The organism is Psychrobacillus sp. PGGUH221, from assembly GCF_042055255.1.
Taxonomy (GTDB): Bacteria; Bacillota; Bacilli; order Bacillales_A; family Planococcaceae; genus Psychrobacillus.
In genome coordinates this window covers 191,136-211,910 of sequence record NZ_JAQMHQ010000005.1, presented here as the reverse complement: position 1 = coordinate 211,910, position 20,775 = coordinate 191,136, and the positions used below count along the sequence as shown (strand labels likewise).

Annotated in this window: 19 protein-coding genes, 1 riboswitch and 2 other annotated features; of the genes, 8 read left to right on the top strand and 11 right to left on the bottom strand. The window is 36.6% G+C overall.

Annotated elements, in window-relative coordinates; all coding sequences use genetic code 11:
- Positions 1 to 17: 17 nt before the first annotated feature.
- Complete coding sequence (locus PGC35_RS10250; protein WP_375219082.1) at positions 18 to 974, bottom strand: nucleoside hydrolase; 957 nt, start codon at positions 972 to 974, stop codon at positions 18 to 20.
- A gap of 11 nt (positions 975 to 985) precedes the next feature.
- Positions 986 to 1,990, bottom strand: a complete 1,005-nt coding sequence (locus PGC35_RS10245) for a LacI family DNA-binding transcriptional regulator (RefSeq protein WP_056831129.1) — start codon at positions 1,988 to 1,990, stop codon at positions 986 to 988.
- Between the two features lie 359 nt (positions 1,991 to 2,349).
- Here PGC35_RS10245 and fabI point away from each other — a divergent pair, with 359 nt between their 5' ends.
- Both fabI and PGC35_RS10235 read left to right on the top strand, forming a co-directional pair.
- Positions 2,350 to 3,129: an enoyl-ACP reductase FabI gene (gene fabI, locus PGC35_RS10240; RefSeq protein ID WP_053591492.1), complete on the top strand. Its 780-nt coding sequence runs from the start codon at positions 2,350 to 2,352 to the stop codon at positions 3,127 to 3,129.
- Positions 3,130 to 3,153: 24 nt separating this feature from the next.
- The gene (locus PGC35_RS10235) at positions 3,154 to 3,357 is read left to right on the top strand and encodes a helix-hairpin-helix domain-containing protein (RefSeq protein ID WP_375219081.1); all 204 of its coding nucleotides are present in this window, start codon (positions 3,154 to 3,156) and stop codon (positions 3,355 to 3,357) included.
- A gap of 113 nt (positions 3,358 to 3,470) precedes the next feature.
- Here the strand turns inward: PGC35_RS10235 and PGC35_RS10230 are convergent, their stop codons facing one another.
- From PGC35_RS10230 to PGC35_RS10210, 5 genes are all read right to left on the bottom strand, one after another.
- The gene (locus tag PGC35_RS10230; RefSeq protein ID WP_053591494.1) at positions 3,471 to 4,226 is read right to left on the bottom strand and encodes an amino acid ABC transporter ATP-binding protein; all 756 of its coding nucleotides are present in this window, start codon (positions 4,224 to 4,226) and stop codon (positions 3,471 to 3,473) included.
- A 15-nt stretch (positions 4,227 to 4,241) separates the two neighbouring features.
- A complete protein-coding gene (locus PGC35_RS10225; RefSeq protein WP_375219080.1) occupies positions 4,242 to 4,955 on the bottom strand; it encodes an amino acid ABC transporter permease in 714 nt (237 codons plus the stop codon).
- Between the two features lie 12 nt (positions 4,956 to 4,967).
- Positions 4,968 to 5,675, bottom strand: coding sequence for an amino acid ABC transporter permease (locus PGC35_RS10220; RefSeq protein WP_375219079.1), 708 nt, complete (start codon positions 5,673 to 5,675; stop codon positions 4,968 to 4,970).
- Positions 5,676 to 5,757: 82 nt separating this feature from the next.
- On the bottom strand, positions 5,758 to 6,627 hold the full coding sequence (locus PGC35_RS10215; RefSeq protein ID WP_375219078.1) for a transporter substrate-binding domain-containing protein: 870 nt from the start codon (positions 6,625 to 6,627) through the stop codon (positions 5,758 to 5,760).
- A 22-nt stretch (positions 6,628 to 6,649) separates the two neighbouring features.
- The gene (locus PGC35_RS10210; RefSeq protein ID WP_375219173.1) at positions 6,650 to 7,819 is read right to left on the bottom strand and encodes an acyl-CoA dehydrogenase family protein; all 1,170 of its coding nucleotides are present in this window, start codon (positions 7,817 to 7,819) and stop codon (positions 6,650 to 6,652) included.
- Positions 7,820 to 7,925: 106 nt separating this feature from the next.
- Positions 7,926 to 8,027, bottom strand: a riboswitch (SAM riboswitch).
- A gap of 181 nt (positions 8,028 to 8,208) precedes the next feature.
- Between PGC35_RS10210 and PGC35_RS10205 the strand changes: the two genes are divergently transcribed.
- The gene (locus PGC35_RS10205; protein WP_375219077.1) at positions 8,209 to 10,245 is read left to right on the top strand and encodes a catalase; all 2,037 of its coding nucleotides are present in this window, start codon (positions 8,209 to 8,211) and stop codon (positions 10,243 to 10,245) included.
- A gap of 91 nt (positions 10,246 to 10,336) precedes the next feature.
- On the opposite strand, the gene PGC35_RS10200 is transcribed toward PGC35_RS10205, so the two are convergent.
- Positions 10,337 to 10,876 (bottom strand): hypothetical protein, encoded by a 540-nt coding sequence (locus tag PGC35_RS10200; protein ID WP_375219076.1) that lies wholly within the window; start codon positions 10,874 to 10,876, stop codon positions 10,337 to 10,339.
- Positions 10,877 to 10,981: 105 nt separating this feature from the next.
- Positions 10,982 to 11,242: a binding site (T-box leader), on the top strand.
- A gap of 48 nt (positions 11,243 to 11,290) precedes the next feature.
- Between PGC35_RS10200 and metG the strand changes: the two genes are divergently transcribed.
- The 5 genes from metG (at position 11,291) to PGC35_RS10175 (ending at position 18,266) form a co-directional block, all read left to right on the top strand.
- Positions 11,291 to 12,943, top strand: coding sequence for a methionine--tRNA ligase (gene metG / locus PGC35_RS10195; RefSeq protein WP_375219075.1), 1,653 nt, complete (start codon positions 11,291 to 11,293; stop codon positions 12,941 to 12,943).
- A 693-nt stretch (positions 12,944 to 13,636) separates the two neighbouring features.
- Positions 13,637 to 14,971: a CoA-disulfide reductase gene (locus PGC35_RS10190; RefSeq protein ID WP_375219074.1), complete on the top strand. Its 1,335-nt coding sequence runs from the start codon at positions 13,637 to 13,639 to the stop codon at positions 14,969 to 14,971.
- 336 nt (positions 14,972 to 15,307) lie between these two features.
- Positions 15,308 to 15,521 (top strand) — a binding site (T-box leader).
- Positions 15,522 to 15,660: 139 nt separating this feature from the next.
- Entirely contained in the window at positions 15,661 to 16,854 is a 1,194-nt protein-coding gene (gene thrS / locus PGC35_RS10185) for a threonine--tRNA ligase (protein WP_375219073.1), read from the top strand.
- Positions 16,851 to 17,735 carry a nucleotidyltransferase domain-containing protein gene (locus PGC35_RS10180; RefSeq protein ID WP_375219072.1) on the top strand — a complete coding sequence of 295 codons (885 nt, stop codon included), beginning with the start codon at positions 16,851 to 16,853 and terminating at the stop codon, positions 17,733 to 17,735. The genes thrS and PGC35_RS10180 overlap by 4 nt, the downstream gene beginning before the upstream one ends.
- Positions 17,736 to 17,738: 3 nt before the next feature.
- Positions 17,739 to 18,266, top strand: a complete 528-nt coding sequence (locus tag PGC35_RS10175) for a GNAT family N-acetyltransferase (RefSeq protein ID WP_375219071.1) — start codon at positions 17,739 to 17,741, stop codon at positions 18,264 to 18,266.
- A gap of 354 nt (positions 18,267 to 18,620) precedes the next feature.
- On the opposite strand, the gene PGC35_RS10170 is transcribed toward PGC35_RS10175, so the two are convergent.
- The 3 genes from PGC35_RS10170 to PGC35_RS10160 form a co-directional block, all read right to left on the bottom strand.
- Positions 18,621 to 19,091 carry a VanZ family protein gene (locus PGC35_RS10170; RefSeq protein WP_375219070.1) on the bottom strand — a complete coding sequence of 157 codons (471 nt, stop codon included), beginning with the start codon at positions 19,089 to 19,091 and terminating at the stop codon, positions 18,621 to 18,623.
- A 246-nt stretch (positions 19,092 to 19,337) separates the two neighbouring features.
- The gene (locus PGC35_RS10165; RefSeq protein WP_375219069.1) at positions 19,338 to 20,201 is read right to left on the bottom strand and encodes an AraC family transcriptional regulator; all 864 of its coding nucleotides are present in this window, start codon (positions 20,199 to 20,201) and stop codon (positions 19,338 to 19,340) included.
- Between the two features lie 84 nt (positions 20,202 to 20,285).
- Positions 20,286 to 20,666 (bottom strand): NUDIX hydrolase, encoded by a 381-nt coding sequence (locus PGC35_RS10160; RefSeq protein WP_375219068.1) that lies wholly within the window; start codon positions 20,664 to 20,666, stop codon positions 20,286 to 20,288.
- Positions 20,667 to 20,775: the final 109 nt, after the last annotated feature.

Below are 20,775 nucleotides of genomic sequence, written 5' to 3'. Positions count from 1 at the left end.
CCTTTGTTATGTTATATTTAACCGATTTGACGGCTCATTATTTTAACGGCGTTCAGAAATTGTTCTACGAACTTCTCTCTGTGAACCGTATGTAATACTTTCACATTATGCGGAAGCCCAGTTCGTTGTGAATAGTCTACAACCGTTGTTCCTGCTGTAAGTCTTCCTTCTAATTCAACAGCAACGTAACAATTATCCCCATCAAATAACTCAGGTGTCAGAACATAAGATACTGCACACAAATCATGTAAACGAATCCGTTTTTCAAAATCTTGTCCATGAAAAGCTGTTTGTTTTGCTGCATTTACATAAAAACGAAGCATCTTGACTACCTTACGTGCAAAATCAGAGCCAATTTCCTCGATAGTCTTTAACTCTTCTAATGTGACATAAGCTTTATGTGTAACATCTAGTCCGCTCATCACAATTGGAATTCCGGATTGAAAAACAATTTCAGCTGCATGGGGATCAACGTAGACATTGAATTCCGTAGTTGGTGTCATATTTCCCCCAACAGCAGCTCCTCCCATATAGGAAATATATTTTATTTTTGATTTTACTTCAGGATGTGCTATTAAGAGGGCACCCACATTTGTCAGGGGACCAGTAGCTATTAGAACTATTTTTTCATCACTAGCAAATAATGTTTCTTTCATTGCTTCAATTGCATTTCGATTGCTTAAGCGAATAGTCGGTTCTGGGAAAAAGACATCCCCAAGTCCGTTCTCGCCGTGGACGTCATCAGCAATTTCGAGTTTACGAAAAAATGGATTATTTAAACCTCTAGCAATCTCAATATCTCTTTTCATGTAACTAGTAAAGGCCAGTGCGTTGTTAATTGTTTTTTCTTGCGTTTGGTTTCCGGGCTCTGTCGTGATTAATTTGATATCCAATTCCGGATGTGCGAAGGCTAAAGTTAGTGCCATAACGTCATCTATCCCAGGATCACAGTCAATAATTACAGGTATGGTCATTTATTTACACCTCATTTTATTTGTTTCGTACTTTCTCTAACGATTAATGTAGGCTCAAAGACTATAGCCTCAGATTCTTTTTTTTCTATCTCATTTATTAATAGTTCGATTGCTTTTCTTCCCATTCCGTATGTGTCTTGTCTAACTGTCGTGAGTTTTGGGATTAAAGCACTTACTAAGGAAATGTCATCAAAGCCAACTATAGATAGTTGTTCGGGAATTTGAATTCCTATTTCATGAGCTGCCTGATAAATACCACAAGCCATCAAATCATTTGCAGCAAAAATTGCTGTTACAGTGTTGTTATTTAAAAATTCTTTTGCAACTTGATATGCTTTATCCATCTGAAATCCACCAACTAAAATGAGCGAAGGTGGAATCTCTATGGAAGCTTCCATTAAAGCTCTTTGAAATCCAGATAATCTTTGTTGTGAGTTAAGAATTTCAGAAGGGCCTGTCATACATGCGATTTGAGTATGGCCAAGATCTGTTAAATGCTTACCTGCTAAATATCCACCTCTTTCATTGTCTAAAAAGACACCAGATTGTTTGTTTGCCTCTTCGCCACGATCGAATAATACGTATGGAACTTTGCCACTTTGTAATAGAACTTTGCTAGTTTGTGATAATCTATTCTTACTCGATAGAAGAATCCCGTCTACCTGTTGTTCCTTTAACAAACGTAAATAATTTTCCTCTTTTTGCAATTGATCATCTGAATTACAGATGATAAGACTATAGTTTCTTTTGTTCGCCTCATCTTCAGCACCTCTGCAAAGTTCTGGGAAAAAGGGGTTAGATATATTTGGCACAATTAAACCGAGCATACTAGAGCGTTTGGTCACTAATCCCCGTGCTAACTTATTTGGCTGGAAATTTGCTTCTTGCATTACTGCCAGAACTTTCTCTCGAGTTTCTTTTGACATTCCTTCTTCTTTATTATTCAAGACACGTGAAACTGTTGTTATCGAAACACCGGCCTCTCTCGCAATATCTTTAATCGTTAATTTCTCCATACATTTATCACCTGTTCCTACAGTTAGGAAAACGTTTTACGAAAACGTTTTCTCTAATTATAATACAGAATATTGTAAGCGTTTGCATTTGTCAATTAAATTATGAATATTTTGTGAAAAAACTTGCTATCGAGATTATATGAAAATCGCAACTAAGATATTTTTGTTTTTTTAGAAATCTTATTCAATCCTAAACTTATTTCACCGATTTCTATGAATAGGCGAAATAATACAACATCAAAAATGAAATGAAAATAAGAGAGAGGATAGTACAACAGGGAAAGAATATGGTAAGATTAAATTAGTAACAGGTACTAATATTAGGTATAGTATATTCGGATAATAATTTGGAGGTAAATATGAGAGATTTAATTCAATTAAAAGATAAGAATATTGTTGTTATGGGTGTTGCGAACGAACGAAGCCTTGCCTGGGGAGTAGCAAAGTCGCTGTATGAGGTAGGAGCAAACGTCATTTTTACTTATCGTAAAGAACGTTCTTTAGGAAAAATTGAAAAGTTATTAGTAGATAATAATTTAGAAGCGAAACTTGTTGTCGCATGTGATGTGAATAGTGACGATAGTATGAAAGCAGCCTTTGAACAGATTGGAAAAGAAGTGGGAGTAATACATGGAGTTGTCCACTCAGTTGCTTTTGCTAATGGAGAAGATTTAAAAGGTGATTTTATTAATACATCTAGAGATGGTTATGCATTTGCTCAGGATACAAGTGCATACTCTCTTATTGCTGCAGCAAGAGAAGCTGCACCTTTCATGACAGAAGGTGGCTCTATTGTAACGATGACATACTTAGGAGCAGAGCGTGTATTGGAAGGATACAATGTGATGGGCATTGCAAAAGCGTCATTAGAGGCTTCTGTTAAGTATTTGGCGTTGGATTTAGGAAAAAATAATATTCGTGTGAATGCAGTTTCTGCTGGAGCAGTTAGAACACTAGCGGCAAAAGGTATTTCTTCTTTTAATACAATTTTGCATAAAATAGAAGAAACAGCTCCTTTAAAACGAAATGTAACACAGGAAGAAGTAGGGGATATGACGGTTGCACTTCTAAGTAATCTATCAAGAGGCGTAACGGGAGAAGTTGTTTACGTAGATTCCGGATACAATATTATGGGTTAACCTCCACAAAGAGGAGAGAGTGAGATGACGAACCAAAGTGATTTTCAAAAAATCCTAGCAAAGCCAGCACAACGAGCGCTTGCAGGGGCAAATATTGAAACCTTGGAACAATTATCGAAGTACTCTGAAGCAGAAATTATGGATTTGCACGGTATTGGTCAGAATGCTTTTAAAAAGCTTCAAGAGGCACTTTCTGATAATAGATTGTCTTTTGCGCCTAAAAAATAAATAGAGTGGGATGAAGAGGGGGTTTCTTCATCCCACTCTATTTATTTTAGTGGACGATAGTTTCGGAACATTGGCCCACCGTTGACAAGGGTGCTGATTTTTCACATGTAGATTTAAATATAAAAAGTATAATCCTCTGGTAACACACGCTTTAGAAATTTTTTTGTACGCTCTTCTTTTGGACTTACGAATATTTCATGAGGTGTACCTTCCTCAACTACGACGCCTCCATCCATGAAGATAACTCGTTTAGCAACGTCTTTTGCAAAGGACATTTCATGTGTTACTACGAGCATAGTGGTTCCTTCATTAGCAATGTTTTTCATAACAGTTAACACTTCACCAACAAGCTCAGGATCAAGGGCTGACGTAGGTTCATCGAATAAAATAATATCTGGGTTTAATGCAACTGCACGTGCTATACCTACACGCTGTTGTTGTCCACCTGACAGTTGGCTTGGATAGGAATCGTATTTATCAGATAACCCAACTTTATCTAGTGCTTTCTTTCCTATCTCTACAGCTTCAACCTTTGGCACTTTGCGTCCAATGATTAATCCTTCTGTTACATTTTCTAAAGCAGTTTTATTATTAAATAGATTATAATTTTGGAAAACAAAAGCTGTTTTTTGCCGAATTATTTGAATATCTTTCTTAGAGGCAGAATGTAGATCGACATGTAAATCTCCAAAAGCTGCTTTGCCGCTATCTGCTTTTTCTAAAAAATTTATACAGCGAAGCAATGTCGTTTTTCCAGAACCGCTCGGTCCTAAAATGACAACTACGTCCCCTTTATCGATCTTCAAATCGACTCCTTTTAATATCTCGTTATTACCAAAAGACTTGTGAATATCTTTAATTTCTAACATTAGAACGCCTCCTTATCAAGCACTTGCGTATTTATACTTACGTAATCGTTTTTCATATAACTTGAACCCATATTCTACTAGGCTACAAAGGATGATATAGACGATAAAGATATCGATATATGCTTCCACATAGTTGTAGCCAACATTCGCTTCCACTTTTGCCTTTAATGTAATCTCTTGTAGGGACATGGCATAGCCGAGAGAAGTAGCTTTGATTAAGTTTACAGTTGCGGTACAAATGTTAGGTAAGGCAGCTACTAATGCTTGTGGAATAACTATTCGTCTATAGGCCTGAAAATTTGTTAAACCAACAGATTGCGCTGCTTCCAATTGACCTTTATTTACAGTGATTAATGCAGAGCGGAAAACCTCTATTAAAATTGCTGTTGTGCTAAAAGAAAAGACGATAAACGCGTACCAAATTGGATTAATTTCATATACTTTTATGTTAATTTGATACTTTTCGAACAGAGAAGTTAAAATTAACGGAACGCTAGCATAAACAATAAAAATTTGAATTATGACGGGGGTTCCTCGAACAAAAGATACATATACTTGTGAAATTCTATTTATTACAGGTACTTGATTGATTCTTGTTAATGCCAACAAAAAACCTGCAGGGAGTGCAATGAGCAATGCTACAACTGTAACGAGTAGAGTGACTGGCACACCGGATAATGCAACAAAGAACGTATCTATTAAAAATTCATAATTTAAACCTTCCGACATTTCGAACACTCCTTACGTCGTTTTAATTGTTTGCTTGCCCTTACTAAACATTTTTTCTAGTTGTGCAAAGAGTTTCTCTATTAGGATAGATAATATCCAGTAGATTAAAGCTAGTGCAATAAATATTTCTAAAGCATGAGAATTATAGTTAGCGGCAATAATTAAATTTGCTTTGCCGACTATATCTATTAATCCAATTGTATAAGCTAATGAACCTTCTTGAAGGAGCGCGATCATCCCGTTCCCAAAGTTAGGTAATGCCACAACAAGAGCTTGTGGGAAAATAATACGGCGATATGCTTGAAAGGGACTTAAACCAACACTAACAGCAGCTTCATATTGACCTTTTTCAATAGACTCATATGCAGAACGAATAACTTCCGACATAATAGCGGCAAACTGCAAAGTAAATGTAATAACTACAAATACTCCTGTATGAAGGTCCTGCAAATAAATCCCAAAGTTTTCAGCTAATGCAGGTACACCATAATACACTAAAAACAAAAGAACAATAGAAGGTGTGCACCTTAAAATAGTTGTATATAAATTAGCTAGTTTTTTACCTACTTTATTTTTCCCTAGTTTCATCGCTGCAAGGATAAAACCAAAGAAGGTTCCAAAAATAATAGATAATCCAGCTACTAGAAAAGTAACTTTCAAAAACGGAAGCAATGCTGGAAGGGAACTCCATATATAAGAAACATCAAAATATTTTTCCATTTTGCTCAATCTTCCCCCTATGCGAAATGGTAAAGGCCGTTGACGTATGCTACGCGCAACAGCCTTCATCGTAATATTGTAATTATCGTTTTACGCTATCCAATACTTCAAATAGGTCTCGACCGTAGAATTCTGTGCTAAGCTCGCTAGTTTTCTTTTGTTCTTTTAATTGTTTGATAGCTTTGTCGTATGCATCAGCAAATTCTTGTTCTTTTTTGTTGAATAATGGCCAAGTTTTAATTACTGCGAACTCGTTGTAAACAACTTCATCTTTTAAGTTGTAGTATGGACCATCTTCTGCGAGTACTTGTTTTTCAAAGACACCTTCCAATGTAATACCACCATCCACGCGTCCTTCATTCACCCATTGAACTACGTCTACTGTAAACGCATCTCCAGCTTCGAGTTTAACCGGATTGTCTGGATTTTCTTTGTTGTACTCATCAATGATTGTGTATTGTGCATTATTTGCTGCGATTGGAGCTAGTGAAAGTTCTGCTGAAGCAAAATCTTCTAATGATTTAATCTGTTCATTTTCTTTTTTCAAGACTAGACCTGTACTACTTAAACCAAGGAATTCTTGAGGGAAGATAAATTTTGCAGTACGTTCTTCCGTCCAAAATGCATTCTTAACACCTACTTGGTATTTCCCTTGTTCCACTCCAATCAATAAATCATCGCTTGTTGTTCCCACGTATTCAAATTCATATTCAGGTAGAAGCTCATCTACTAACTTCATCACTTCTACATCATAACCTGTCGCGTTTCCTTTTTCATCTTGCCATGAAATTGGTTTAGAAGCTTGGTCGTATGCTACTTTTACTTTACGTACATCTCCGTTACTTTTAGTACTGGTACTTGCGCTTGTATCATCATTTGATCCACATGCTGATAAAATCGTTACGGATGCCAATCCGACTGCTGCTAATTTTAAATACTTTTTAAATTTCATTTTCACCATTCCCCTTATTTAACTAATTATTTTTGTTTTTTTCTTCTTCCAATGCAGTTAGTGCTAGTTTTTTAATCGTCATATCATCCATCGGAGGGTTATGTAGTCCGGCTCGAACATCACGATAGTAGCGTTGTAATGGATTGGTTCTTTGCAGACTTTTCGCTCCAACTAACCGCATCGCTTTATCAACGATTGTTATAGCAGAGTTTGTCACAATATGCTTTGCAACACTTACTTCATTTGTCAGTAAATGTCTTGTAGCTTCGTTGTCATAGGAAGAAGCTGCTCCATAAATGACAAATCGTGCTTTCGTAAGCTCTAAATCTATCTCGCCAATGAGCTGTTGAACATTTGGTAACTGCGCAATAGGACCATTCAAACTATTTGGAGAATGTGTGTTAGCAAAGTTAACTGCGTAATCGCGAGCTGCTTGTGCAACTCCTAGGTAGGTAGCTGGAATATGGAGTAACCAGCCATTTATTTTCCCTCCGCTCGCAAACTCTGGCAGTTCAACTAGATCTGATTCATGGACAACTACATTATCTAATAGTAAATCGTTGCTACTTGTTCCACGCATCGATACGACATCCCATGTTTCTTCGATGGATACACCGTCTAGACTTCTATTGATTAGGAAGAAACCTACTTTTTCTTTTTCTTCTATCCAAGCAGAGGTTAAAAAATAGGAAAGAACTGGAGAAGCCGTTGTGAAAATTTTCCGACCATTTATTACCCACGTGTCTCCATTTTTTACAGCTGTTGTACCTGGGCGTCCTCCGCGGGTGGGGCTGCCTGTTTGCGCCTCACTTGCAGAACGATTTATTAGTGCACCGTTAATAACCTCATTTGCGAAAAAGTCTAATTTATCTTTTTTCCAAAGACTTTTCTCGTACAACTCACCGACAACACCTAAACTCCAACCCATAGACAAGGCAGTGTTAGCATCATAGCTTGCAAGTGTTTCTTGCAAAAGAACCATGTCATAAACAGAGAATCCTTCTCCTCCTAACTCTAAAGGTAATGTAAGGCTTGCATAACCAATCCCCACTAAGTCCTTTACATTTTCTAAAGGGAAAATGGAAAGTTCATCAATTTCTGCGGACTTACTTTTAAATTTCTCCTCAAATTGATGCAATAGATCAAGCCATTTTTTTTGTTTTTCAGTTTTGATAAATATATTACTCAACAGTGTTCGTCTCCTTTAATAAGTAACGTACTATTCTTATTGTTAAAGTATGAATTAAATGAAAAAAAATCTCTTTTCAAAACGAAAAGAGTTTCATGTATATTATGTACACTTATCTCTCAAGACGTTTCTTGCTGGATGTAGCACCATGCCATAATTAGCGGTTGCTGAAGCATCATAGGGCCAGTCCCTCTGCTTCTCTTGATAAGTAATATGGAGTTGTTGAAATGAGTTTACTACGTTAATTGAGTGAAGTCAATGCTAAATTATACAAAACAGATAGGAATTAATATATTTTGTGAATATTTTATTCAAATTAAACAAAAGATGTTTCTTCATCATTTTATGGGGAACTGTATGTATGTGATGAATTTAATAGAGGAGGAATAAGCTTGGATAAAAAAGTAAATGAGAACAGTAAAAATGAACAATTAGAACAGTTTCGTGTAGATGATAAAGATAAGTCTCTTACTACGAACCATGGATTAAAAGTTTCAGAGGATGAATTTTCTTTAAAAGCAGGCGAACGTGGTCCTACTCTCTTAGAGGATTTTCATTTTCGTGAAAAAATGACCCATTTTGATCATGAACGGATTCCAGAGCGAATTGTTCATGCTCGTGGCTATGCTGCACATGGAGTATTTGAATTATATGAATCCTTACAACCTTATACAAAAGCGAAATTCTTGCAAACACCTGGTGAGAAAACACCGGTTTTTGTAAGGTTTTCGACCGTAGCAGGATCTCGTGGATCGGGTGAGCTTGCTCGTGATGCACGTGGTTTTGCTACTAAGTTTTATACAGAAGAGGGAAATTACGATTTAGTAGGAAACAATATTCCTGTATTTTTTATCCAAGATGCCATTAAGTTTCCTGATTTAATACATGCGTTAAAACCAGAACCGCATAACGAGATTCCACAAGCTGCAACTGCGCATGATACTTTTTGGGACTTCATCGCAAACAATCAAGAGTCAGCTCATATGATTATGTGGGCGATGTCGGATAGAGCCATTCCTCGCAGTTTCCGAATGATGGAAGGGTTTGGCGTAAATACATTCCGATTTGTAAATGAAGAAGGAAAGTCCCATTTTGTAAAATTCCACTGGAAGCCAGTACTAGGTGTTCATTCAGTCGTATGGGACGAAGCACAAAAGATAAATGGGAAAGATCCTGACTTCCATCGTCGTGATTTATATGAGTCAATTGAAAATGGAAACTATCCAGAGTACGAATTTGGCGTACAGTTAATTACGGAGGATGACGAATTTAATTTTGATTTTGATATTCTAGATCCGACAAAGATATGGCCAGAGGAAGAAGTACCTGTAAAAATTATTGGTAAGATGACGTTGAATCGCAATGTAGATAATGTATTTGCAGAGACGGAGCAAGTTGCCTTCCATCCTGGTAATGTAGTTCCTGGGATCGACTTTACAAACGATCCACTTCTACAGGGACGGTTGTTCTCCTATACGGATACACAATTGATAAGACTTGGTGGCCCTAACTTTCATGAGCTACCGATTAACCGTCCAGTCTGCCCATTCCATAATAACCAACGAGATGGATATGGTAGACAAACAATTAATGTAGGAAGAGTGAGCTATCATAAAAACTCGTTAGCAGGAAATACTCCAGCTCCTGTAAGTGAAGCGGATGGTGGATATGCACACTATCAGGAGAAAATTGATGCACGCAAGGTACGTGCCCGAAGTGAAAGCTTTAAAGATCATTTTTCTCAAGCTACTCTGTTTTGGAATAGTATGAGTAGTCCCGAAAGAATTCATATAATAAATGCATTTAGCTTTGAGCTCGGAAAATGTCTAGAAATATCAGTACGTCAACAAGTATTAGAGATGTTGGCAAACGTTGACTTGGAATTGGCTACGAAAGTAGGAGAAAACCTAGGCTTAGTCGTGCAAGGGAGCGATCTTACAAAGAACAGCAAATCATCTCCAGCATTAAGTCAGCTGAATACAATGATGAAACCCGACACACGTAAAATCGCAGTGTTAGTAGGAGATGGATTTGACGCAAATCTTGCAGCTATTTTAGATAGTTTAAAAGCAAGCGGAACACAGCCCGAGGTTGTAAGTGATCATGGAGGAGCAGTTGCAGGAGCAGATGGTTCCCTGTTACCTGTAGATCATACTTTCCTAACTGCCGATTCGGTTTTATTTGATGCTGTTTATGTGGTAAGTTCGCAAGGTAAGACGGCCATGTTTAATAAAGAAGCGGCTTATTTCATCAAAGAAGCATATACTCACTATAAACCAATCGGAGCAACATTTGATGGTGAACAATTGTTAGATGAACTTAGACTGACAGGACAACTAGGTGTGCTCACAAAAGAAACCGGAAACAGCTTTGTTGAAAGTTTCGTAAATTTAATAGCTAAACACCGTTACTGGGATCGAGCAGTATAAATAAGAAAAGGCAAGTCCATCAATGGGACTTGCCTTTCCAGTTTACAATAGTTTAAGAAAACGGAATGCGACAAAACGAAAATAGATTGGTTTATCGCTTAGCCGTGCGAGGCCAAATGTAATAAGAGATGGAAATGACAAAATCAATGCCAAGCACGATACTCCAAACCTTTAATGTACCTGACAAAGCCTCAGATCTTGAAGGATCATCGATTAAATAAATTAAAACAAGGAGCAATCCTCCGCCAATAATATAGGCGAGGAGATGTTGAAGAGTACCTAACATCGAATGCTTCGCGTATTCTAACCCCGTTTTACGAACTGGTTTGGTTCCTTGCCTTTTTATATAATACAGAAACTTCTCATCCGCCCATCGAATCATACTTTTTCCAAAGGCAATTGATGTTCCTAGATAAATCGCTGCAATAGCATGCGCCATCGTTGCAGTTGCCCCATTGTATAAATCAGTAGCTGTAATAACGAGAAGAATCAAATCAATTAATGGGGTAAGAGCAAGAAAGAAAAGTCCAAGTCGTTCACGTTTTAATATATATCTAGTTATTAGTCCAAGTAAAATAACGACCCAAAATCCTACTTCACAAGCAATAATCGTCCATGCAATGATATTCAAGTCAACACCTCTTTCAAAATATTTCTAGTTTCATTATAGATGAACCAGACCGAAATGGCTTTACTTATTCATACGTTTTTGTTATATTCTGATAAACAAATATCCACATATGCTATGAAGAGAAAAGTAAAATGATGTTGTTTTTTTAAAAGAGAGCTTTGTTTGCTGAAAAAAAGCAAAAAACACTTATTTGAAAGTGGTCTCTGAGCTTCGTACTGAACGTATTACTTAGTATACTAGTAAGCTACGACAAGAATCAGCACTTGTTATAAATGCTGGAGTATTAGTTTTTGATACTCACTAAGGTAGACAACTGGAGTTGTTTATAAATTTAGGTGGTACCACGAGTTTAACCTCGTCCTTTTTAGGACGGGGTTTTTTGTTTTTAATTTAAGTTTAAAAGGAGATGTCAGAATGAGTATTTTTATTGGAGGAGCTTGGCCTTATGCAAACGGCTCGTTGCATTTAGGACATATTGCTGCATTATTACCAGGAGATGTATTGGCACGGTATTATCGTTTAAAACGAGAAAAAGTCCTTTATGTATCAGGGAGTGATTGCAATGGAACACCTATTTCCATTAGAGCAAATCAGGAAGGGGTGACAATAAAAGAAATCGCAGATCGCTTTCATAAAGAGTTTGAAGAATGTTTTGCAAAGTTAGGTTTTTCTTATGATTTATACACTCGGACAGACGGAGAATTCCACCATCAGATTGTCCAAAAAATATTTTTACAATTGCTCGAGAACGGTTATGTCTATAAGAAAGAGATTGAGCAAATGTATTGTGAGTATGATCAACAGTTTCTTCCGGATCGATATGTGGAGGGAATATGCCCGAATTGTTTTCGTCCTTCAAGAGGGGATCAGTGTGATAATTGTTCAACGATATTAGATCCTTTAGATTTAATTGATCCAAAGTGCAAAATATGTGGAAATGAACCAATCGTGAAATCCACTGAACATTTTTACTTTGCTCTTAGCCAATTTCAAAAGGAAATACAGTCATATGTGAATAATGCTAAAACAGAAAGAAAATGGAGAGAAAATGCATTAAATTTATCGGAGAGATATCTGCATGAAGGTCTTATAGATCGAGCAGCATCAAGGGATTTACCGAATGGAGTTAGCATTCCTGTGGAAGGATACGAAAATAAGAAGGTCTACGTTTGGATAGAAGCAGTATCAGGTTACTATTCTGCCTCAAAGGAGTGGGCATCTCTTCATGGAAAAAATGACGAACAATTTTGGAATGAATATACAAAATCCTACTACGTCCATGGGAAAGATAATATTCCATTTCACACAATCATCTGGCCTTCCATTCTACTAGGGATTAACAATAACGCGCTACCGACACATATCATCTCCAATGAGTATTTAACATTAGAGAAAAAGAAGCTATCAACAAGTAAAAACTGGGCTGTATGGGTTCCGTATATTTTAGAGAGGTATGACCCAGATTCAATAAGATATTTTCTAACAATTAACGCTCCAGAAAATAGAGATACTGACTTTTCTTGGAGAGAATTTATATTTAGTCACAATTCCGAGTTATTGGGTGCATACGGTAACTTTGTCAATCGTACATTAAAATTTATTGAAAAATCTTATGCTGGAACTATTTCAACGGGAAGTATAAATAGAGACCTATTAAAAAAAGTAGAAAATTTGTATGTTATTATTGGAGATTTAATTGAAGATGGACATTTTAAAAAAGCGATCGAAGAGGTCTTTGAGTTTATAAGATTTGCGAATAAATATTTTGATATGGAGCAGCCATGGAAGCAATTGAATGAAGACAAAGATTCTTGTGATAATACATTAGTCACTAGTGTTTTCATCATCTCGAATCTTGCTCAACTACTAGAGCCTTTCTTACCGTTCTCTAGTACGACCGTTAAAGAAATGTTGAATCTAGACGATTTTAATTGGAATATTATTCGAAGAAAAAGTTACTCATTGAAATTTGTAAAGCCACTATTTGAACGCTTAGACATTAAGTTAATAGAGGAAGAATTAAACTATTTAAATAGTCAGGTTCATATAGATATTCATCCGTCATGAAATTTGCTTATGAGACTATGTCAAGGGTGTGCCTTGCACGCAGCAAGAGCGCGCAAGAAGCGACTCATTCTGCGGAGGTTCGCGTAGCGTGCGGCAAGCGCACATCTGAGTTCTTTTCTTCATAAAAACACTCAAAAAAAAAACCCCTATTCAGCTAGAGGTTCGAAGTAAGGTATTATAAGCTCTTTCAAGAGCGGAAAATGTACTTTCTATACAATCGTGGGTTTCAGTTATGAGGCTATCTATATACGTTATTACAAAACGATTTTTATGATAACGTACAGATAGAAGTGGCGTTTGGTCTGGGTTCTTAAGAGTTAAAGTGACGTTACTATTACTAAACTTTTGCAACGTATCAAGCATTATTCTGGTGTGACACAATGACATATAACAATAGTCTCCTCTCTATAAAGGGGATATGACTAAGGAAAGTCTAGTAGTCCCATACTATTTGCCATACTCTTAACTTAACACACTATTTGTACATTGTATATAGGCGGAAAATTTTAAATAGTCAAGTTTCTTGGAGTGGGTTAACTGTAAATACAATTAAACTAATCGCGATGAGACCGAAGAACGTAGTTATTTCATTCCGTTTTGTTCTCTTCTTTGAAGCAAAAATATTTTAGGAAGTTCAAATGACGAATAATAGGTTATATTAATAAAAACAAGAGAATTATAGGAGGAACTTGGATGCATTATGTAATTATTGGTGGAGATGCAGCCGGTATGAGTGCTGCAATGGAAATTGTTCGTCAAGATTCAACTGCTAAAATTACAACGCTAGAAAAAGGTCATATATATTCATATGGTCAATGTGGTCTACCTTATGTAGTAGGGAAACATGTCCCGTCATCAACCGATGTGATTGCAAGAAGTGTAGAGATGTTTCGGAGCAAATACGGAATAGATGCCAAAACAGGATATGAAGTAACAAGTGTTGATCCACTAACTAAAACAGTATCCGGAAATATTCTTCAAACGAGAGATATATTTTCCTTAAAATATGATAGACTCCTTATCGCTACCGGGGCAAGTCCAGTTATACCTGACTGGGAAGGAAAAGATTTAGCAGGTATTCATACAATCAAAACCATTCCAAATACGGAAGCAATAATTGCAGATCTAAAACAAGTAAACCATGTGACAATTATCGGTGGAGGTTATATTGGTCTCGAGATGGCTGAGAATTTTGTAGGCATTGGGAAAAAGGTACGAATAATTCAACGTAGTAACCAATTAGCGAATATTTTTGATGAAGATATGTCAGGGATTATTCTCCAAGAGGCAATAAAACAACAGGTTGAAGTTATTTTGAATGAAGAAGTACAATCTTTTTCTGGGAACCATCGTGTAAACACTGTTATAACAGATAAAAGAAGCTATCATACGGACTTAGTTTTAATAGCAGCTGGTGTTAAACCGACGACAGATTTTCTAAAAGATACAGGAATACAAACAATACCTAATGGAGCAATAATCGTAAATCGTCACTTGGAAACAAGTATTCCCGATATTTATGCAGCTGGAGATTGTGCTACTCATTATAATAGGGTTAAACAAAAGGACGATTATGTTCCGCTTGGTACCACAGCAAATAAACAAGGCAGGCTAGCTGGATTTAATATGATGGGACAAAAAAGAGAGTTTAAAGGAATTGTTGGTACTTCCATAATGAAATTTTTTGATTTATCCCTTGGTAAAACAGGGCTCTCCGAAAAAGAAGCTAAACAACTTGGTATCTCCTACGAAACCCATTTGCAACAAGTAAACGACATCGCTGGCTATTACCCTGGAAAGGAAGAAATGCAGATTAAATTGATTTATCGGAAAGATAATCAATTACTTCTTGGAGGTCAAATTGTTGGGGGGAATGGAGTAGATAAACGAATAGATGTGCTTGCAACAGCTCTTTTTCATCAAATGAGCATTTCTGATTTATTAGATCTAGATCTTGCTTATTCCCCACCTTTTAATGGAGTCTGGGATCCATTGCAACAATTGGCGAAGCGAGTACGTAAAAAATAAGACTTGACGATTTTTTCATTGTTGCATATACTAAACAAAATAATTTAACATAAGCGAAGAAAAGGACTTGATTCATTTATTTTTTCTTTTTTTAGAGAACAGGGTCATTGGCTGAGAGCCCTGAAGGAAAAAGAATGTTTTACCACCTTGGAGCTATTATGGGGAATCAAAACCATAGTCGGGAAACCGTTATCTTTTATGAGCGCAATATTTTTGGTGTTGCAAAATTAGGGTGGAACCACGACCACACTCGTCCCTTTACCGGGATGGGTGTGGTCTTTTTTTTATACCTAAACATCAACAGTAATAAATATCAGAGCCTATAAATTAAATAAGTTTTAAGCGAAGAAGAGGACATGAACTATTCTTTCATTTCTTATCAGAGAACAGGGTCATTGGCTGAGAGCCCTGAAGAAAGAAGAATGATTTACCGCCTTGGAGCTATTATGGGGAAAGTAAAACCATAATCGGGAAACCGTTATCTTCTATGAGCGCAATACTTTTTGTATTGCAAAATTAGGGTGGAACCACGACCACACTCGTCCCTTTACCGGGATGGGTGTGGTCTTTTTTTATATCTGTTTAGTTGGATGTTTAACCCAACTGAATCAATTTAAAATCTCTGGCAAATGTCACAGATTTTTAAAACCGGATGCAATGTGAATTTTATCAAATAGGAGGAGTTTTTAATGTCAATTAAAGCGGAAGAAAGAATCAGTCATCAAAAGTTAGGTCAGCAATTAGAGTTATTTATGTCAAGTGATGAAGCACCAGGAATGCCATTTTATTTGCCAAATGGGATGGTGTTACGTAATGAACTCGAAGGCTTTTGGAGAAAAAAGCATCGAATAGCAGGGTATCAAGAAATAAAAACACCGATTATGATGAAGCAAGAACTATGGGAGAAGTCTGGTCATTGGGATCATTACCACGAAAATATGTACTTCTCCCAAGTAGATGATCAAAAATATGCAATAAAACCGATGAATTGCCCAGGTGCAGTGCTCATCTTCAACAGTAAAAGAAGAAGCTATCGTGAGCTTCCTATACGTTACGCAGAACTAGGTTTAGTCCACAGACATGAGTTATCGGGTTCTTTAAATGGACTTTTACGCGTTAGAGCTTTTACACAAGATGATGCGCATCTCTTCGTCCGTGAAGATCTGATAGAAAGTGAAATCGATAAGGTGCTTGATTTGGTGGATGAATTTTATTCCGCTTTTGGCTTTAGTTACAAAATAGAACTTTCCACTCGTCCAAAAGATTTTATGGGAGCAGTAGAAGCTTGGGAACAAGCAGAGCATGCTTTAGAGTCGGTTTTAAAGAATAAGAACCTAGAGTACCAAATTAACGAAGGGGATGGAGCCTTTTACGGACCCAAAATTGACTTTCATATACTTGATTCACTCGGACGTAGCTGGCAATGTGGAACTGTTCAACTCGATTTTCAAATGCCTGAAAAATTTAATTGTCAGTATATTGATGAAAACAATGAATTACACCAGCCGATAATGATTCACCGTGCAATTTTTGGCTCTATTGAGCGCTTCATAGCAATACTTATCGAACATTTCCAAGGGAGTTTTCCACTTTGGTTAGCACCTGTTCAAATCAAAATTTTGCCGATAGCAGATGCACATGTTTACTATGCAGAAAAAGTGAAAGAGCAGCTTGAACAAGAAGGCTACCGTATAGAAATAGATGACCGCGTGGAAAAAATAGGATTGAAAATTCGAGATGCTGCTTTGCAAAAACATCCTTATTTGCTTATTGTCGGAGAGCAGGAAATGGTGAACAACAAAGTCTCTGTGAGAAAACATAAGGTTGGTACTATTGGTGAAATGGACCTTGAGGAATTAATTGATCGCTTAAAGGAGAAATGAAAATAAACATGATTCCCCCTCAGACAGAGGAAATTTTCATGATGTTAACGAATGGAATAGGAGAGGGGGATATCATGAAAAGTTTAAATAATCGTCTATCGAGAAATTTGCAGGAATTTACTCAATTGTATACAAACGAACTTAATAATACTTTAAATGGGGATTTAATAGAAGGTGTCTATTTATATGGTTCTATTGCGTTAGGAGCATTTAATGAGTATAAGAGCGATATTGATTTTATCGTTTTATTAAAACGACCTGCTAGTGTGCAAGAATTGACCTCTATTAAAGAGATTCATACAAAAATGAATACTAATCACTTTGGAAATAGAATGGACGGTGTTTACCTCCAAGCAAATTTAGTAGGTAAAATAAACGAAGAACAACCTTTTTATCCTTATTGTGAGGAAGGAATAATAGATGTAGGACATTGGGATGTTAATCATATTACATGGTGGGTCTTAAAAAAACACGGCATTACATTGCAGGGTAAACGAATTGAAGATTTAGAAATTCCTACAAACTGGGAAGACGTTATGAAAACATTAAATTATAATATCAATCATTATTGGTTTGATAAGACGAAAGAAGTCGATAACTTTTTGTCTGACAACATGATAGAGTTCACGACTACTACGATTTGTAGAATTATATGCTCTCTAGAGAAAAAGGATATTTTTTCGAAAGATGCAGCAGTTAATGAATGTCTGAATATCCTTCCGGAAAGATGGTATCCTTTGTTAAAAGAGGGAGCCCGAATAAGAACAGAAAGCATTACGAAATCACTGTTCTTCAGTAATAGGATAAGAGCAGAAGAGTGTCGAGATTTTATTTTATTTGCACATCAGTTGTGCAATGAAAAATTTTTTGTGGAGGTGTAAGGAATGGAAATAAAAATGCTATCACCAGAAGATGCAAGTGCCTACTGGGAATTGAGATTAGAAGCTTTACAGCTGAATCCTGAAGCTTTTGGGACTAGCTATGAGGAAGCAATACAAAGAACGAATCCTATTGAACTTGTGGAAAAGAATCTTCAAGCAGAAGGAAATTATACATTTGGAGCTTACTACCACGAGAAACTTGTAGGTATGGTGACATTAGTTCAGGAAAGGGGATTAAAGTTAAGGCACCGTGCAAATATTTATGCAATGTACGTAAGTCCCCAAGTTCGAGGTCAAAGTGTTGGAAAAGCCTTACTAGTGGAAGCCATAAACAAGGCGAAAGCCATCAAGGAAATTGAAAAAATTAACCTCTCAGTTGTTTCAACGAATGAAGCAGCAAAAAACTTGTACTCACAATTAGGATTTACCATATTCGGAGTAGAGGAAAAGGCATTGAAAATGAATGATACATATTTTGACGAAGATCATATGGCACTTATTATAGATAAGGAAGAACAATGTAGAGACTGAAAAGAAAATCAACAATGAAAAACCAATTGTTTATAATGATAAGTCTTCCTAAAGAGATTGACTTATCCAATTAAAAGTAAAAATAGTAGATATATGTTTAAGGAATTGTTTATAAGGCAAGAACCATCACGATGACTCCTGTGGGAACAGCTTGAGCAGAAGACCCCGCAGGAAAGACACTGGCCGAACTTTATTTGGCCAGTTTCTTTGCGACGAGTAACCGCAGGAGCACATGTTTTTGCAGTGACGAGGAGGCTGAAGCCAAGCCCACGGAAAGCGAAGTGGTGGTCCTTGCCGAATTTATTACTCAACTCTATACACCTAACATAGAGTATGTCTACAGTCTGAAAACCGCTAGATAGCGGTTTTTTTTTGTTTCCATCTTCTTATCCATTTCCACATTAATAGAGCTGTTATGGCACCTGCGGTATCAAGCATTACATCTTGAGCGGTTGCTGTGCGTCCACTTGTTAATGACTGGCGGAATTCATCTGTAACAGCGAAAAGGAATGTCAAAATAACTGCAGAAAGTGTTCGGTATTTAATATTAGGCAAAGCAGCATAAATAGCAAGTGCAATAAATCCAAAATAAAAGAAATGAGTGGCTTTTCGAATTAAAAATTCAACAAAAGCATAATATCCACGTTCTTCAATAGAAACTAAAATGCCCCAATAGGGAATTTGTAAATAGGACAGAATGGATTCTAGTGGTTTATTCGGAAGCCACGTTTTAAGAGTGGATTCAAGGGATTGCTGTTCCGCTGTTTGTCCAGATGAAATGAATACAATAATAAGTAAGATTAGTAAGGGAATAATTTTTTTCATAATAAAACCTTAACATATAATTTGAAAGTTTGGGTGGTTACAGGAGAAGTTTGGAGTTTCTTGGCTTTGAATTTAGCCCAATAAATCGTAATCGGATAATAAATAGGAATTATCGGATAATAATCCTTAACAATCGGATAATAATCCTTAATAATCCTTAATAATCCTTAATAATCGGATAATAACATCACATAATCGGATAAAAAACCCGACGAGTATCTAGAAATTACTCATCGGGTTTTCAAGTTACTTAATAGGAATCCAAATCTCAGAGTAATAATCAGGATTCGATGGATTCTCATTGGAATAGACTTCTAACTCAGGTGTTCCTGCTTGCTCATAAGAGTTAGAAGGAAACCATTCGGAGTAAATTTGCTTCCATGTATTTTGCATTGCATCTGGCATTGGACCGTGAACCTCAAACACTACCCATTTCGAAGCAGGAATCTCCATAGCTTCTAGGTTTTCTGGTACGTCACCTACATGGCTCGTTGCAATCCAATAATCAATTAAGCTGTTATCTTTAAAATTTTCATCTGCAACACAAACCCCTAGCACACCATCGATTGCACCATTGTTTAACTGGAACAGTAAATCATCCGTTCCGTCTCCGTTCACTTCATCCCAAAATAAAGGGATACCTTGTGTGTTCTCACCATTTTTGCAATTGTACGTTCTTTTCAATCCAACCACTTGGAAACTGTCTTTCTCCACGATTTTATACTTCATTGGTTCTGCTCCTTTCAAGCTTACCTGGATTATCAGGCGATTGTATGATTGTAATTTTCCTTGCATCTTACGTGCTTCACTCGGCGTCAAGTTGTGTTGCTTACGAAAGGCTTTTGTGAAAGCTTCAGGAGTGTCGTAGCCATATTTGTAGGAGAGATCGATAATTTTATTATCCGTGTTCATTAATTCCTGCGCGGCTAATGTTAGTCTTCTCCGTCTGATATAATCCGAGATAGACATATCTGTTAAGATAGAAAAGGTTCGCTGGAAATGAAACACGGAGGAATTTGCTTCTTTTGCAATTTTCTCCATTGATAACTCCTCTAGTAAGTTTTCCTCCATATAATTAATTGCTTTTTGAATCGACTCTACCCAACCCATTGTACTCACTCCTTGTATTCATCATAAGCAATAACTAGTAACCCATCCTGTCATTTTGTGCTTACTTTGGACTGTTTTTTTAGCTTAAAGTATTTCAACTATTTCTTTTGGACGAACATCTAGTGTAGGAAGGTCCTCTATGTTGACCCAAATCGGTTCGTAAGTTCCACGTTGGACCGAAGTTTGTGTGTATTCTTCACCAGTTCCTGCCCCAAAAGTGCCACCAATAATATCGGCTAAATAATAATATTGTCTTCCGTTTTGCTCTAATACTTTTAGTTGACGTTTAATTTGAACGTGTACGCCTAATTCTTCGAACGTTTCTCTTATTGCAGCTTCTTCAGGAGTTTCACCGCTTTCAATGCCTCCACCTGGAAACACATAATAAGTGATATGTGGTTTAGTCCTTTTAATTAATGCAACACGATCATTTTCAATAATGACAGTTGCTCCTCGATTTCTCATGTCAATACCCCTTGTTTCTTTTTATTTAGTAGTAAAATTATAACAATAATTGATTGAAATAGGTGACAATAATGAATGTAAATATATCTTTACATTTAAAAAATAATAT